Source organism: Actinomadura sp. 6N118, assembly GCF_044326415.1.
GTDB lineage: Bacteria > Actinomycetota > Actinomycetes > Streptosporangiales > Streptosporangiaceae > Spirillospora.
In genome coordinates, this window is record NZ_JBIRAZ010000027.1 from 63,858 (window position 1) to 79,112 (window position 15,255).

15 protein-coding genes are annotated in these 15,255 nt (G+C 67.9%); 10 read left to right on the forward strand and 5 right to left on the reverse strand.

The features are described from left to right. Positions 1 to 18: 18 nt before the first annotated feature. Together ACH34W_RS46370 and ACH34W_RS46375 are read left to right on the forward strand one after the other, a co-directional pair. Complete coding sequence (locus tag ACH34W_RS46370; RefSeq protein WP_395967635.1) at positions 19 to 267, forward strand: DDE-type integrase/transposase/recombinase; 249 nt, start codon at positions 19 to 21, stop codon at positions 265 to 267. Further along, positions 185 to 466, forward strand: a complete 282-nt coding sequence (locus tag ACH34W_RS46375) for an integrase core domain-containing protein (protein WP_395967722.1) — start codon at positions 185 to 187, stop codon at positions 464 to 466. Before ACH34W_RS46370 ends, ACH34W_RS46375 begins: the two co-directional genes overlap by 83 nt. A 499-nt stretch (positions 467 to 965) precedes the next feature. Here the strand turns inward: ACH34W_RS46375 and ACH34W_RS46380 are convergent, their stop codons facing one another. Beyond that, complete coding sequence (locus ACH34W_RS46380) at positions 966 to 1,409, reverse strand: nitroreductase family deazaflavin-dependent oxidoreductase (RefSeq protein WP_395967636.1); 444 nt, start codon at positions 1,407 to 1,409, stop codon at positions 966 to 968. A gap of 160 nt (positions 1,410 to 1,569) precedes the next feature. On the opposite strand from ACH34W_RS46380, the gene ACH34W_RS46385 reads away from it, so the two are divergent. Continuing rightward, the gene (locus ACH34W_RS46385) at positions 1,570 to 1,914 is read left to right on the forward strand and encodes a hypothetical protein (RefSeq protein ID WP_395967637.1); all 345 of its coding nucleotides are present in this window, start codon (positions 1,570 to 1,572) and stop codon (positions 1,912 to 1,914) included. A gap of 404 nt (positions 1,915 to 2,318) precedes the next feature. Here ACH34W_RS46385 and ACH34W_RS46390 read toward each other — a convergent pair whose 3' ends face one another. From ACH34W_RS46390 to ACH34W_RS46400, 3 genes are all read right to left on the reverse strand, one after another. Further along, positions 2,319 to 3,581 carry a DUF222 domain-containing protein gene (locus tag ACH34W_RS46390; RefSeq protein ID WP_395967638.1) on the reverse strand — a complete coding sequence of 421 codons (1,263 nt, stop codon included), beginning with the start codon at positions 3,579 to 3,581 and terminating at the stop codon, positions 2,319 to 2,321. A 2,129-nt stretch (positions 3,582 to 5,710) separates the two neighbouring features. Then, a complete protein-coding gene (locus ACH34W_RS46395) occupies positions 5,711 to 6,166 on the reverse strand; it encodes a nuclear transport factor 2 family protein (protein WP_395967639.1) in 456 nt (151 codons plus the stop codon). Between the two features lie 150 nt (positions 6,167 to 6,316). Beyond that, positions 6,317 to 8,278 carry a WD40 repeat domain-containing serine/threonine protein kinase gene (locus ACH34W_RS46400; protein WP_395967640.1) on the reverse strand — a complete coding sequence of 654 codons (1,962 nt, stop codon included), beginning with the start codon at positions 8,276 to 8,278 and terminating at the stop codon, positions 6,317 to 6,319. Between the two features lie 146 nt (positions 8,279 to 8,424). On the opposite strand from ACH34W_RS46400, the gene ACH34W_RS46405 reads away from it, so the two are divergent. From ACH34W_RS46405 to ACH34W_RS46425, 5 genes are all read left to right on the forward strand, one after another. Next, on the forward strand, positions 8,425 to 9,117 hold the full coding sequence (locus tag ACH34W_RS46405; RefSeq protein ID WP_395967641.1) for a DNA polymerase beta superfamily protein: 693 nt from the start codon (positions 8,425 to 8,427) through the stop codon (positions 9,115 to 9,117). A gap of 231 nt (positions 9,118 to 9,348) precedes the next feature. Beyond that, positions 9,349 to 10,227, forward strand: coding sequence for a helix-turn-helix transcriptional regulator (locus tag ACH34W_RS46410; RefSeq protein ID WP_395967642.1), 879 nt, complete (start codon positions 9,349 to 9,351; stop codon positions 10,225 to 10,227). Continuing rightward, on the forward strand, positions 10,224 to 10,418 hold the full coding sequence (locus tag ACH34W_RS46415; RefSeq protein ID WP_395967643.1) for a DUF397 domain-containing protein: 195 nt from the start codon (positions 10,224 to 10,226) through the stop codon (positions 10,416 to 10,418). Before ACH34W_RS46410 ends, ACH34W_RS46415 begins: the two co-directional genes overlap by 4 nt. Before the next feature lie 339 nt (positions 10,419 to 10,757). Next, on the forward strand, positions 10,758 to 11,543 hold the full coding sequence (locus ACH34W_RS46420; protein WP_395967644.1) for an SGNH/GDSL hydrolase family protein: 786 nt from the start codon (positions 10,758 to 10,760) through the stop codon (positions 11,541 to 11,543). 89 nt (positions 11,544 to 11,632) lie between these two features. Next, positions 11,633 to 12,175, forward strand: a complete 543-nt coding sequence (locus tag ACH34W_RS46425) for a superoxide dismutase family protein (protein WP_395967645.1) — start codon at positions 11,633 to 11,635, stop codon at positions 12,173 to 12,175. A gap of 70 nt (positions 12,176 to 12,245) precedes the next feature. Here ACH34W_RS46425 and ACH34W_RS46430 read toward each other — a convergent pair whose 3' ends face one another. Continuing rightward, positions 12,246 to 13,136 carry a Ku protein gene (locus ACH34W_RS46430; protein WP_395967646.1) on the reverse strand — a complete coding sequence of 297 codons (891 nt, stop codon included), beginning with the start codon at positions 13,134 to 13,136 and terminating at the stop codon, positions 12,246 to 12,248. 113 nt (positions 13,137 to 13,249) lie between these two features. Here ACH34W_RS46430 and ligD (ACH34W_RS46435) point away from each other — a divergent pair, with 113 nt between their 5' ends. After that, on the forward strand, positions 13,250 to 14,224 hold the full coding sequence (ligD, locus tag ACH34W_RS46435; RefSeq protein WP_395967647.1) for a non-homologous end-joining DNA ligase: 975 nt from the start codon (positions 13,250 to 13,252) through the stop codon (positions 14,222 to 14,224). Next, positions 14,214 to 15,113 carry a non-homologous end-joining DNA ligase gene (gene ligD / locus ACH34W_RS46440; protein ID WP_395967648.1) on the forward strand — a complete coding sequence of 300 codons (900 nt, stop codon included), beginning with the start codon at positions 14,214 to 14,216 and terminating at the stop codon, positions 15,111 to 15,113. The genes ligD (ACH34W_RS46435) and ligD (ACH34W_RS46440) overlap by 11 nt, the downstream gene beginning before the upstream one ends. Positions 15,114 to 15,255 lie beyond the last annotated feature (142 nt).

Genomic DNA, 15,255 nt, shown 5'->3' on the forward strand with positions numbered 1-15,255 from the left:
CCCAACACCGAAGGCCGCTTGCATCTCGCCTCGATCCTGGATCTGCACTCGCGCCGTTGCGTGGGGTTCGCCGTGTCGGCCCCCCACGACGCCGCACTGGCCAAGGCCGCCCTGCAGGTGGCCATCGCCGTCCGCGGCGGGGAGGTGCCGGGTGTGGTGATGCACACCGACCAGGGGTGGCGAGCTGTTCAAACAGGCATGCACCGTCGCCGGCACCACCCAATCGATGGGCCGCACCGGCTCCGCCCTGGACAACGCGGTCGCTGAGGCGTTCAACTCCACCTTGGAACTACTGGCCCGCCACCGGTGCGACCAAGCCCGCAGAGCGGTCGCCGCCTGGATCGACGACTACAACATCGTTCGGCACCACTCGGCCGCAGCCATGATGAGCCCGATCGACTACGAACGCGCACGCAACCGGACAGACGACCAAGAACAGACGCATGCCGCCACAGCGGCGGCATGACCACCAACCCCCAATAACAGGTCTCTACGGTTCGAGGGGATGGACACCAAGCCCAGCTGAACGAGCCCGGCGACCGAGGCGTGATGACCGGGTGATCGACGAACGCGAGACACTAGCCGCGGCCATAGACCTCCATGCCGGTGTCGCCAGCAATGCGCCGCCGGGAGGCAAAGAGGCGATGTCGGCCGGGCATGCAACGCTCTCGGCATGAGCCTTATGGATCAAGAAGTCCGACGGTCGCACATCCAAGAGGAGCGCCGGGCAGGCTCGCAGCAGACGAGGCGTCCGTTGATGCGATCGAGCGGGAGATGGGCATGCCGCCCGCAGGCTGACAGCGGCCGCTAAGAATGGCTCTGGCGCGAGGTGTGGGGCTTTGACGGAGAGTGATGGCCCGGATCTCCTTGACCGTCCGTCTATGGTCGCCGGAGTCCGCTGCATACGGGTGAGCCTCGCTGGCAGGCGTCGGACGGGGGAGGTTCGACTCGCGGTGGTCGCGGGTCTACGAGGACGTGCAGAACGCGGTGCCCTGACGTTCGACGATCACTACGGGGATGTTGCGAGAGGTTTCCTGCTGGTAGGTCTCGTAAATCGGCATGGCCGAGGTAAAGGCCTGCCATAGGTGCGGCCTCTGGCTCGAGTTCGCCGTTCGCGCCACCGCGGAGAAGGTCTCGGTGCCGATCTGGACGGTGACAGCGGGGTCAGCGGCAAGGTTGAGATACCACGCGGGGTGGGTGGCGGCTCCACGGTTGGAGGCCGCGAGGAGGTAGCGGTCGCCATCGAGGACGTAGACCAGTGCGGTCCGACGAAGCTTGCCCGACCGGCGGCCCCGCGTGGTCAGCAGGAGGTCGTTCATGCCCGGCCTGGGCCGACCATCGTTGTCCAGGAATCGTTTGATGTGGTCGGCGACCCACGCTTTCGGGCTGTCGAAGACTTCCTCGCTCATGCGGCTCACGTTATGCGGACCTGCGGTTTCCGATCGGATACCGCCTGCTCAGAGCTGGGCGGCCCGCGTCTTCGCCACCACCCTCCGGCACGCTGGAGCGGAGGTGAGGGCGGCGAATTAGGTTCTGTCGGGCGAATCATCGCGTCGTAGGCTCCAGCACATGCACAGCAGCCTGGTGGAGCACGCCCGATGTCTCTACGGGGACGAGTACCGACCGGTACCGGAGTGCAACCTGGAACACCGGGAGCACTACTTCGTCGAAGAATTGACCTTCGCTGACGCGGATTCGATCCTGGCCATGTTGCGTGAGCTCTGCCCCCACGTGGTCGACGGCCACCTGCCGATCTGGGTCCGGAATCTGGCCTATCGGCTGGCGCTCTTGCAGCGGCCGAACGAGCCGACGCTGATGCGACAGGCTGCCGAGAATCTGTGGCTGCACGGCCCGGACTGGGACCACATCGCAGCAGACCTGACGAGACGGGCAGACGCTCTCGATGCGGGCTGATCACGCGTTGAGCCATAGGCGGATCGAGGTGTCCTGTGCTCGGCGACGGTATCGGCGTGCGCGACAGCAAGGACCCCACGGGCCTGCACTCGGCCTCACCCGCCATGCCCTCGCCACCGCCGTCCGCCACCACTCCACAACAAGGCGTAGAGCAGTCACAGCGGTGATGAGGATGGCGAATGTGTCGAAATCGCCGCCCTCGTCGACCGCATCTGCCGCTACTGCTCCAGAATCTCTGGACCGGGCACCAGCGGGGTTGGACCAGCAGTGGCGGCGAGGACGAGTAAGCGGCAATGCTGCCCGGCGCGAGTGCGGCCATGGTGAAAGCGGTTGTGCGCGGGGCGTGCCTGTAGGCCCGGCGCTGGGAGTGCGCCGGGCTGCAGGCTGGGGGGTGTGCGGAGTGGTCAGGCCGCGTGGTCGTGCCAGGGGTTGTCGGCCTGATCGACAGGTCTGCCGTGTCTGGGTCTGGCGACCCCGTCGGGAGGAAGCGCCCGATACCGGTAGCGGCCATCCTCGGTGGTGGTGATCTGTATCTGCTCGGGGTGGGTGTGTTTCCAGCGGTTGTGCCAGCCGCAGCACAGGGCGAGTTTGTCGATGTCGGTGGGGCTGTTGCCCAGCGCCCACCCATCGACATGATCGACCTCGCACAACAACCCCGGCACCTCACAGCCCTGCACCGCACAGGTGTCATACAGCGTTTCCAGCACCCGGCGCTGCCCGGCGGTGGCGATCCGCACCGCATGCCCCAAATACAGCGGCACATGGTCGGCGCTCATGATCAGTGGGGAGATTCCGGCGTTGAGGGCGATGCGCCGCACCTGCGCCGCCGGGATCGGGGTGCCGTCCCGCAGCCGCCCGGGCCGGTCATCGCCGGTCAGGGTCTGCAGGTCGGCGATGACAGTGACCCGGGTGTCCCTGTGCCCACCAGATAGCACGGTGGATAGGGCGGCGGCGGTGCGTTCGGCCAGATCGCGGCGGTCGTTGGTCCCGGCGGGTTTGGCCAACGGCGCCAGGGTGCCGTCCAGGATGGCGGTGTCTTCGGGATTGAGCCACCCGTGCAGGTAACAGCCGCCATCCAGCGACCGGCTGACGGTCACCCACGACCGCTGATACCCCCGCGCCGCATCCTCGGGCGGTTTATCTTCCCCGGCGAGTTCGGCGACCAGATCATGCACTCTGCGGCCCAGCCGCGCCAGGTTCCGCGCCGACACCCCGCCCGCCACCGCCTCCAACAAAATGCCCTCGGCGGCGGCGCAGTCGTCATCGTTGAGGCGTTGTACGGCGTCGGCGATGGTGGCGGCGTACCCATACGACAGGGCGCCGGTGGCCAGTTGCTGGTTCACCTGCTGCAGCCGGGGGAGTTGGCGGGCCAGGGTGAGGCGTTCTTGGGCGCGGCCCTCGCGCATGCCCAACCGGCACCGCAACCACGCCTGGGTGGACGCCAACCCCCAGTGCTTGGGTTCGCCGGTCCGGTCCACCACCGCGATCAACCCCGCCAGCACCTGCTCACCCTGATCCAACGCGGCGGCGAACTGCTCGGCCAACTCCATGCACACCGGACCCGACTCCGGCGCCGCACGCTGGGCGAGTTGGGTGGTGATCGCGGCGGCCGCTTCCACCAATTCAGCGGTGGAAGCGGAATCTAGTCCCGCCACGATCGAATCCATACTGTTATTCTATCGTCACGTTCGGTGATATCGCAAGGTGTTGAGTGCCGATTGCCAGCGGTATCCGGCCACCTTTTGTGCCGGGTGCGGTAGGCGGTCGTCCCGCAATTTCCGTTGATCAGGAGCGGTGAGCCGGAAGGTTAAGTCGGCGTCATTCGACAAGGTCAGCGTGTGCGTTTGTGGGTGGGTGGGGTGGGGGGTCGTCCCACGGTCGTTGTCGGTTGCGGACGGGTGGATCGGAGGTTAAGTCGGCTGGTCTGGGTGGGTGGTTGAGCGGCGCCGAAATGACCGTTTGCGGTTTGTGCGGCTTTGTCGTGGGTTGCGGTCACGTTGGTTGCGGTTGCGGGAGTCCAGCCATGCGTCACAAGGGTGAGGGTGCGCCGCCGCCTGGGGTTGCGGCACATCCCGCGCTCCGCGCGGGGCTAAAGGGTCGAACATCAGCCACCGCCAACCCACACAACACCAACCAGCCGAGCCCGCCGCCTACCTTCTCGTCGCCGCCGCTTTAAGGCCTCAGCCCGGCCCACCCGGCAGTCGGGCGAGGCGCGGAGCCAAAGGGGAGACCGCTGCCGCAACCGCGCAGCGGCAGATCAGTAAGCTGCCGCCCGGAAAGCTGTGCGGACGCACCTGCCGCCCCTGCCCACTACCTTCTTGTCGCCGCCGCTTTTATGTCTTAAGCCCCAACCGACCGGCTGCCGGGCGGAGCGCGAAGCCAAAGGGGAGACCGCTGCCGCCAACCGCGCAGCGGCACGAAGTAACCTGCCCCCCGGAAACCGGTGCGTACGCACCTGCCGCGCCCGCCGCCTACCTTCTTGTCGCCGCCGTTTTGGGCCATTAGCCCGCCTCACCCGCCTGCCGGGCGGGGCGCGAGCCAAAGGGGAGACCGCTGCCGCAACCGCGCAGCGGCACGAAGAAAGCTGCCGCCCGGAATCCTGTGCCTACGCACCTGCCGCCCCTGCCCACTACCTTCTTGTCGCCGCCGCTTTTAGACCTTCAGCCCCACCCCACCCGCTGGCCGGGCGAGCTGCGAGCCAAAGGGGAGACCGCTGCCGCCAACCGCGCAGCGGCACGAAGTAACCTGCCGCTCGGAAACCGGTGCGTACGCACTTGCCGCGGCCGCCGCTTGCCTTCTTGTCGCTGCTGCTTTTTGGGTCTTTAGCCCGCCTACCCGACAGCCGGACGGGTGCGGAGCCAGAGGGGTGGCCGCTGCCGCCAACCGCGCAGCGGCACGAAGCAACCTGCCACCCAGAAACCTGTCCGCACGCACCTGCCGCACCCACCGCCTGCCTTCTTGTCGCCGCCGCTTTTAGACCTTCAGCCCCGCCCCACCCGACAGCCGGACGGAGCGCGAAGTCAAAGGGGTAGCCGCTGCCGCCAACCGCGCAGCGGCACGAAGCAACCTGCCACCCAGAAACCTGTCCGCACGCACCTGCCGCACCCACCGCCTACCTTCTTGTCGCCGCCGCTTTTAGACCTTCAGCCCCGCCCCACCCGACAGCCGGACGGAGCGCGAAGCCAAAGGGGTGACCGCTGCCGCCAACCGCGCAGCGGCACGAAGTAAGCTGCCGCCCAGAAACCTGTCCGCACGCACCTGCCGTGCCCGCCGTCTGCCTTCTTGTCGCTGCCGCTTTTAGGTCTTTAGCCCGGGCTACCCGCCGGCCGGGCGGGGTGCGGAGCCAGAGGGGTGACCGCTGCCGAACAACCGCGAAGCGGCACCGCAGCAACCCGCAAATTCACAAACTCAGAGGCAGGCACGAACCCAAAGCCCGAACGCGCCCACCAGCAGCGGTGAAACACTCGCATGATGGCCGAGCCTCGGCGCGGCTCCCGGCATCGGGCTCGGTAAGGGCGGACTCAAGGCTGTCATCGAAAGCCGTACGGGGGCGGGAGTCGTTCAATAAGCCCGGTCCCGCCGCCGGTCAGGGCTCTGGCTCGACGATGACGGTGACCTTGGTGGCTTTGTGGCCACCCGACAGGACACTGGACAGGGCCGCATTGGCACGTTCAGCCGTGTCGCGCAAATCTTCCGGTCCGACAGGCCTGGCCAATTGCTCCAGGGCTCCGTGCCAGAATGCCGAGTCCTCCGCGTTCAGCCCGCTCTCAGCTGAGAGCCGCCGTCCTGGCGTTGTTCAGTGATTGCCTCCCACGCGCGTGGCATCGAACGCTTGAGCAACCGAGAGGCTGTCCTCATAGATGTGGTGCCGAGTGATAAGGCCGTGTTCGACGGTGAGGTGCAGGGCGAACCGGGCATGGTAGGCACGTCCGGTCGGGCGGGCGGTCTGGCGGATCTCGCCGAGCACCACCGCCTCATCACCGTCGACGAGGACACGTTCAATCTCGGTGGCTACGTGCTCGGGCACATGGTGTCCGGCGAGTTCTCGGTAATGGGCGGCCGCGTCGGCGCGGGTGGAGCGGTGGCGGATCCACGGGGTGTCTGCGCGGCCATGCTCGGCCTCCGGCCAGCTCAACTTCCAGTCCCCATGATCGGCATACAGCTCCGCCACACGCTCAGGGTCTCCCTCACCGATCCGGCGGAGTAGTTCCTCCACCACCGTCCGCGTGGTCGCGGATGTGGCCATGGGCATGATGAATCCTCCCGGTCTGAAACCACGTCGTAGTGATGCGGCAAGATCACCATCCTTGCCCGCACAGACCGACCAGAGCGATTACCTCTCAGGTAAGCACCGCCAGTATCCGGACGGTCTGTCGGGCGCACCGGCTTGCGGGGCGGCGGCTTACTTCATCGTCCATACGGTGAGGCGCTTGCCACCGGCCGCGACCGTCGTGCCGTCGGGGCTGACGGCGACGCAGTTGATCCTGGTGCCGGTGCTGAGCGAGGCGATGCTCTTGCGGGCGGCGACGTCCCACAGCGTGATGGTGCCGTCGTTGAAGCCGCCCGCCAAGACGCCGCCCTTGCCGAAGGCGATGCACGTCACGCCCGAGCCGGCGCCGGAGAGGGTGGCGGTCCTGGTGCGGGCCGCGACGTCCCACAGCGTGATGGTGCCGTCGTTGCAGAGGTTCGCCAGGGTCTTGCCATCGGGGCTGAACGCCAGGGAGTTCACATTGGAATTGGTGTGCGCAAGGGTGGCGATGTTCGTTCGGGAGGACGCGTCCCACAATTGCAGCCGCCCGTCGGTGCTCTTGTTCCCGGGAATGTCGTTGCCGCTGGCGGTGGCCAGCACGTCACCCGAGGGATTGAACGCCAGTGCGGCGGCCCAGTAGCCGTCACCGGTGGTCAAGGTCGCGATGCTACTCCGGGCGGCCAGGTCCCACAGCCGGACGGCCGGTGCGTCATAGGTGGACGCCAAAGTCCCGTTCACCGGGTTGATCGCCACGGCGCTGAGGGCGCCGTCCCACTCGACCGGGTCGAGGTAGGGAAGGGTCGTGACATCGCCGGTGGCGACGTCCCAGAGGCTGATCGTCCCGTCGCCGTTGCCGACCGCCAGGCGGGCTCCGTCCGGGCTGAACGCCGTGGACCGGGCGGACCTGAACTCCGGATTGAACGACGTGACCGCCGAAAGCGGCTTGGACCACGGGTTGACGACCTTGTGGGTGAACGTCCCGGCCGGCGTTCGGGAGGCCACCTTCCAGAGCCTGGTCCTACCGTCGTCGCCGACGCCAGCCAGGAGGCCGCTGTCGGGGCTGAACGTCACCGACCGCATCTCACCGTCGCCTTCTAGCAGCACCGCCGGGAGGGAGGTCGCGCTCGCGCGCGGCTTGCCGGCTCCTGCAGGGGGTGAGTTCAGCAGTGCGACCACCGGAATGGACGCCACAGCGGCGGTGCTCAGCCCGCCCACCACGAAGGCGCGGCGGCTCGGGTGCCACCCGGGTGGCCTCGTGGTGCGTTCGTATGTGCTGACCATCGTTGTGACGGCTGGAGGTAGCCAAGGCCCGCCCCCCGCGTGCGGAACCGCTAGGCGGTCCAGAATCTCGCGGAGACTTGGCCGCTGCCCTGGGTCCTTGGCCAGACAGGCGATGACCACAGCGGCGATGTGGGATGGGACGCCTGTGAGTTCCGGCTCCGCGTGGACGACCCGGTAGACGACGGCTTCGACCGAGCCCATGCCGAAGGGTCCGTTCCCGGTCGCGGCGAACGTGAGCACCGATCCCAGGGCGAACACGTCGCTGGCCGGGCCCACCTGTTGCCCGCGCGCCTGCTCGGGCGACATGAAACCGGGAGTCCCGAGCACGGCGGTGGAGGTGTGAGCGGCGTCCATGGCCCGTGCGATCCCGAAGTCGATGACGCGCGGGCCGTCGGCGGCGAGGATGATGTTGCCGGGCTTGAGATCACGGTGCACCAGGCCCGCGCCGTGGATCGCGTCCAGCCCCTCCGCCAGCCCCGCTCCCAGGACACCGAGTGCCGCCGCCGGCAGCGGCCCGTGCTCGTGAACGGCCTGTTGCAGCGATGGGCCGGGGACATAGGCGGTGACCAGCCACGGCGGATCGGCGCCGGGGTCGGCGTCGACCACCTGCGCGGTGTAGAACCCGCCGACCCGCCGCGCCGCGGCGACCTCCTGGGCGAACCTACGGCGAAATCCCGCGTCGCCCGCCAATTCGGGCCGCACGAGCTTCACCGCGACCAGCCGGCCGCCGCGGGAACGGCCCGCGAACACCTGGCCCATCCCGCCGCCGCCCAGTCGTCCCAGCAGGCGATACGTCCCTACTTGCCGTGGATCGCCACCCTGCAGCGGGTCCATGCGTCAACACCCTGCCCAAAAAGAACACTAATGTCTGTCTAACCTTCCATGGTCCTCGGCAAGGCACGCAAGTCGATGGCGACGCTTCTAAATGACGCTTCTAAATGTGGTCGCGGGGCGTTCGGTGGGTGTGTCACGTTTGGTCCATGAACGTGCTGCTGTCCGGGATCGTGGGGTCGACCGCGTATGGGTTGGCGACGCCTGAGTCCGACGTGGACCGGCTCGGGATCTACGCGGCTCCGACCGAGCAGTTCCACGGGCTGCACCTGCCGATCGGCAAGAAGGCCAGCAAGGTCAGCACCGACCCGGACGTCACGTTCCATGAGGCGGGCAAGTGGGCGGCACTTGCCCTGGGTTGCAATCCCACCGCGACGGAGCTGGCCTGGCTGCCGGATCAGTTCTACGAGACGCGTACGCCGCTTGGTGACGACCTGATCGGCATCCGCACCGCGTTCCTGTCCGCCGGGCGAGTGCGCGACGCGTATCTCGGCTATGCGACGGCCCAGTTCAAGCGGCTCGAAAGCCGCGGCGACGGCTCGTTCTCCGCTGACACGCGCAAGCGGACCGCCAAGCACGCGCGGCACCTCTACCGCCTGGTGACCCAAGGCGAACACCTCTACGCGACCGGGCATCTGCAGATCCGCGTGGACGACCCGGAGAAGTTCCGTTCGTTCGGCGAGCGGGTGGCCGCAGGCGCCATCGACGAGGCGCGCGAGATGATCGCCGCCGCAGAGGAACGCATCGGCCGCCTCCGCACGCCGCTGCCCGACCGGCCCGACGAGGAGACGGTCGAGCGGTGGCTGCACGCCGTCCGCGCGGCCCACTATTCCGTGCGCTGATCCTGACGCCGAGACAAGACGCTGAGACAAGCGGCCTGTCGATTTTCACGTCGCAGAGCCCCTCTGCCCACATCATCATCGTCCGACCGGCCACCCGACACACGAAACAATTGGGCCGTGACCTACGAAATCTGTCAGGTTCCGGTTACGGAGTGCGGTCGCGCGGCGTACGCTCACAAACGCACGCAGGTCTTGCACGGTTCGGACTCGGCCCTGGTTCTGGAGCCCGGCATGATTAGCCCCTTCGTACGTCGCCGTCGTCTGGCCATCGAGCTTCGCGCCCTCCGTGAGGACGCCGGGCTCACCCATGAGCAGCTCGCCAAGAAGATCGGCGAGGCGAGGACCAAGCTCAGCCGGCTCGAGAACGGGCACATCGCGCCCGACCAGAACGACATCATCAAGCTCCTGGACGTCCTGCAGGTCGACGGCGACCGGTGGACGAAAATCGTGACCATCGCGCAGGAGGCCGCGGCCAAGGGCTGGTGGGAGTCGGACATCAAGGCGATGGGCGAACGGCAGGCCCTCTACGCCAATCTCGAAGCAGGCGCCGTCACCATCCGCGAATACCAGCAGACCTACCTGCCGGGCCTGCTCCAGATCCCGGAGTTCACCCAGGCCGCCGCCGAGGCCCTCAACGCGCTGCGGCCCGGCCGGGTGGACGTCCGGGGCGTCATCAAGGGCAGGGCCGGACGGCAGCGCATGCTGCGCCGGCCCGGCGGGCCGACCTACCAGGTCATCATCGACGAGCTCGCGGTGCGCCGCCCCGCCGCCCCGCCGCCCGTCGCCCGTGCCCAGTTCGAGCACCTGGTGCGGCACACGGTCGACTCGCCGCACGTCTCGCTCCGCGTGTTGCCGGTGAACGCCCTGATCGCCGGCTACTCGCTCCCCGGATCGGCGTTCTCCGCCTACACCTACGCCGACTCCGACGACCCGACGGTGGTCGCGATCGAGACGGTCGACGCCGACCTCGTCCTCACCGAACCCGAGCAGGTGGCCCCGTATGACGAGCTGTACCAACGGCTGCACGACGCGGCCCTGCCGGAGGACGAGAGCCTCGCACTACTCGCCCAGGCAGCAAAGGAGCTGCCCGACGATACGGAGGAACAATGATCTCCGATCGATTCGCCGTCTGGCGCACCGCAGGTCGTAGCGGCGGCGGCAACTGCGTGGAGGTGGCGGGCACCCCCGGCCTCGTCGCCGTCCGCGACTCCAAGGACCGGGTCGCACACCTGGAGTTCACCGCCTCAGAGTGGACGACCTTCCTGCACGACGCCAAGCGGGGTGCCTTCGACCCCCGCTGATCACCAATCTTGCGGCATCCGGAGGGCTGGGACACGATCCCGGCCCTCCCGCATGTACGCCAGAGTGAGCATGAAGTTACGGAAAGTCCTTGTGATCTAGCTCACAAGCGGAGACACTTTCGGCAATCTCTCGGCTGCACAGTCAAGCCCCCTGAACTGAAGTCGATCCGGCTCAGTAGGCGGCTCACTAGGCGGCTCACTAGGCGGCTCAGTAGGCATGGCCCCAAGTCCCCGCGGCGGCGCGGTGCGGAGGACCCGCGCCGCCGCGGCTTTGAGCACGCCCGAGGAGCGCCCATGCGCTCCAGATCAATAACAGGTCCAGGTCAATATCATTGGCGCATGTCTTGGACGCGATATGTGGCGATTGGTGACTCCTTCACGGAGGGGCTCGGCGATCCGTACCCCGACGGGGGCTGGCGGGGATGGGCGGACCGGGTGGCCGAGGGGCTGGCCACGGCGAACGACGGTGTGGCGAACGACGGTGTCAAGTACGCCAACCTCGCGATCCGCGGGCGCCTGCTCGACCCCATCGTGACGGAGCAGCTGCCCGCCGCGCTGGAGCTGAAGCCCGACCTGGTCTCGATGTCGGGCGGCGGCAACGACATGCTCCGGCCTGGGTCGGACCTGGAAGCGCTCGTCGCACGGCTCGACGACGCCGTCGGGAGGATCCGGGCGACCGGCGCGGACGTGGTGCTCTTCACCGCCGCCGATCCCATCGGATCCCCCGTGATCCGGCTGACGCGGAGCCGCGTGGAGGCGTTCAGCGACCAGATCCGTCTCCTGGGCGCCAAGCACGGCGCGTACGTCGTGGACCAGTGGCAGATGGACGTCCTCCGCGACTGGCGGATGTGGAACGTCGACCGGCTGCACATGTCCCCGGCTGGGCACCGCCGGGTGGCGCTGGCCACGCTCGAAGAGCTCGGCGTGCCCGCCGGCGACTGGCGCGACCCGGTCCTCGACCCGCTGCCGGAGCTCGGCCGGGGCGCGCGGATGTTGTGGAACGCCCGGTGGGCGCGCGGTTACCTCGCGCCCTGGGTGGGACGCCGGCTCCGCGGACGGTCATCCGGTGACCTGATCACGGCAAAGCGGCCGACACTCCAACCCGTTCTCGACCAGTCCGGATGAACGCGACGCTAACTCGGGGCGTGTGAGGACGACTAGATCGGCGCCAGTGGGCAGGATCGTCGCGTAGGTCAAGCGACGAAAGGGATGTCATGCGCCTGCTGAAGCGTTCGGCCATCACGGTGACTGCGACGGGAGCCACTCTGGGGCTCTTCGCGGCTCCCGCCCTGGCCAGCTCGAAGCCCATCATGGTGAAGAAGCCCATCATGGTGAAGGGGCCGACCTACTCCTACGACGCCGCGTACGCCGAGGTTAAGAAGCGGGTCGTGGTCACCAGGGCGATGGCGAAGGAGTCGACCACCGTGCTGCTGTTGGTGTCCGGCCTGCCGTCCTCGGAGGTGGGCAAGACGCTCGGCGCCCACGTTCACACGAACGCGTGCGGCCCCAAGCCCGCCGACGCCGGCCCGCACTACCAGAACCCGGACGCGCTTCCCGGGACTCCGCTGCACGACAAGGAGATCTGGCTGGACTTGCAGGTCCACAAGGGCGGGTATGCGGCCGCCCAGGTGCGGGTGCCGTGGAGGATCGCCGAGGGCGCGGCCGGGTCGGTCGTCGTGCACGCGCATCCGACGAACCACGAGACGGGTGACGCAGGGGCGCGCCTACTCTGCACGACCGTGCCGTTCGGCTCCTGAGCCGGGAATCGGATCCCCAGCCCGGAATCGGATCCCCAGCCGAATGGGATCCCCAGCCGAAAGGGCCAAGTCACGCGGACTTGCGGCTGCGTGACTTGGCGGGCGCCTTTTTCGCCGTGCTCTTGGTGGACTTGGCCGCCGTCGACTTGCGCGCGGCGGGCTTCTTCGTTTCGCCGTCCTTCTCGCCGCGGCTCTTCTTCGCGGCCTCGACGCTGGCGCGCAGCGCGCTGAGCAGGTCGGCGGCGGGCTCCTCACCCTCCTCGGGCTCGGGCCTGGTGACCTCGCGGCCCTCGACCTTGGCGTCGATGACCGACTGGAGCGCCTCCCGGTAGGCGTCCTTGTACTCCGCCGGGTCGAACTCACCCTCCATCGACTCGATCAGCGAGGTCGCCATCGAGAGCTCCTGCTTGCGGATCTCGATGTCCTCCTCCAGGAACGGGAACTCGGGCGCGCGGATCTCGTCCGGCCACAACATGGTCTCCAGGACGAAGATCCCCTCCCGCACCCGCAGCGTCGCCAGTGACTCGCGCTGGCGCAGCGCGACCTTCACGATCGCGACCTGGCCGGACTGTTCGAGGGCCTCGCGGAGCAGCACGTACGGCTTGGCGCCGGTGCCGTCGGGCTCCAGGTAGTACGACTTGGCGAAGTAGATCGGGTCGACCTCGGACTGCTCGACGAACTGCAGCACGTCGATCCGGCGGCTCGTGGACAGCGGCAGGTCGGCGAAGTCCTCGTCGGTCAGCACGACGATCTCGCCGCTGGGCAGCTCGTAGCCCTTGGCGATGTCGGAGTACGGCACCTCTTCGCCGTCCACGGTGCAGACCCGCTTGTACTTGATGCGACCGGCGTCCTCACGGTGCACCTGGTGGAAGGAGACGTCCCGTTGCTCGGTCGCCGAATACACCTTGACCGGGATCGTGACCAGGCCGAAGGAGATCGCGCCCTTCCAGATACTGCGCATGATCTGTCCCTACCCCGGAGGCTCGTCCCCTTAGCATCGTCAAACCATTCGATTTCCGCCAGATCGGCATCTAGATCCTTTTCCCATGAGCAGGCAAAGGGTAAAGAGCGGTTATGACCATGCCGTGGCCGGTGCAACCGATGATGGCCGACACCGGGGAGTTGCCTGAGGACGCCGACCGCTGGGGCCTGGAGCTCAAGTGGGACGGCGTCCGAGTCATCACCTACGTCTCCGCCGAGGGCGTCCGGGCCAGCGGGCGCCGCACCACCGAGCTCGCGGGCCGCTATCCCGAGCTGTCCGGGCTGGCCGACCTCCTCCCCCACCATGACGTGATCCTGGACGGCGAGGTGGTGGCGTTCGAGGACGGGCGGCCCAGCTTCGAACGCCTCCAGCGCCGGATGCACGTCCCCCGTCCTGACCAGCGCCTGATCCGGGAGGTCCCGGTCAGGTACGTGGTGTTCGACATTCTCTTCCTGGACGGGCACCTGCTCTACGACATGCCGTACGCCGACCGGCGGTCGTTGCTGGCCGAGCTCGACCTCGCTGCGGCGGGGCCCGTGGAGGCACCTCCGTACCTGCACGCGGGGGACGCCGAGCAGGTCGCCGAGCTCCTGGAGTTCACCCAGGAGCAGCGGCTCGAAGGGCTCATGGCCAAGCGCCTCGACTCCCCGTACCGGCCCGGCCGGCGAGTGGACCACTGGCGCAAGGTCAAGAACTTCCTCAGCCGCGAGGTCGTCGTCTGCGGCTGGAAGCCCGGCAAGGGCCGCCGGGAGGGCGGCGTGGGCTCGCTCCTGCTCGGGGTGTACGACGAGAAGAGCCGGCTGTGCTTCGTCGGGCACGTCGGCACGGGCTTCACCGACCGGGCATTGGACGAGCTGTACCAGCGGCTGTGGCCCATCCGGCGCCCGACGAGCCCCTTCGACGAGCCCGTGCCCCGCGAGTTCTCCCGTGACGCCCAATGGGTTGAGCCGCACCTCGTCGGGGAGGTCGCCTATGCAGTGCAGACCAAGGACGGGCGGCTGCGCTTCCCTTCGTGGCGCGGCCTCCGTTCGGACAAGGACCCGCACGAGGTGACCCGTGAGCCCTAAGAAGGTGGCCGTCGAGGTGGAGGGACGGCAGTTGGCGCTGTCCAACCTCGACAAGAACCTCTATCCGGCGTTCACCAAGGGTGAGGTAATCGACTACTACGTCAAGGTCGCCCCGACGATCCTGCCGCATCTCAAGGACCGCCCGGCGACCCGCATCCGGTATCCGGACGGGGTGGACGGCGGCTCCTTCTTCGAGAAGAACGCGCCCAGTCACACACCTGATTGGATCCGCACCCAGACGTTGCCGACGCCGGGCAGCTCCAAGGGCCGTACGGAGCTCGACTTCATCATCATCGACAACCTGCCCACGCTGGTGTGGTGTGCCAACATGGCCGCCCTGGAGTTGCACGTGCCGCAGTGGAAGGTCGGGCCGCGCGGCGCCGTGCACAGCCCGGACCTGACGGTGTTCGACCTGGACCCGGGCGCTCCGGCGACGATCATGGACGCCTGCAAGGTCGCTCATCTGCTCCGTGAACTGCTGGCCGGCGACGGGCTGGATTCCTATCCCAAGACGAGCGGGAAGAAGGGCCTGCACCTGTACGTGCCGATCAAGGAGAACGACCGGACCTCCGAGTACGCCAAGGAGTGCGCGGAACGCCTGGCCTCCGCCCACGGTGACCTGGTCGTCAGCCGGATGGAGAAGAGGCTCCGCAAGGGGAAGGTCTTCGTCGACTGGAGCCAGAACAACCCGGCCAAGACCACGGTCGCCCCGTACTCTCTGCGCGCAGCCCAGTCCCCGTCGGTCTCCACGCCCGTCACCTGGGACGAACTGGAGGGCTGCGGCTCGACCAGCGACTTGACGTTCTCTCCAGAGGAGGTGCTGGAACGGGTGGACGAGCACGGAGACCTGCTCGCCCCCCTTCTCGACAACCCGCAACGCCTCCCCTAAGGGCAGGGACGCGCTGGGCTCGGCGTGGGCCCGATTGGTGCTCTGCGCTGTACGAGCGTGCCGTATGTGTTCGAATCAGCACTCTCCGGCACCGAATTCCGCCACCATAGGGACCGGGGACACGGGTTGCGCGGAGAGGGAA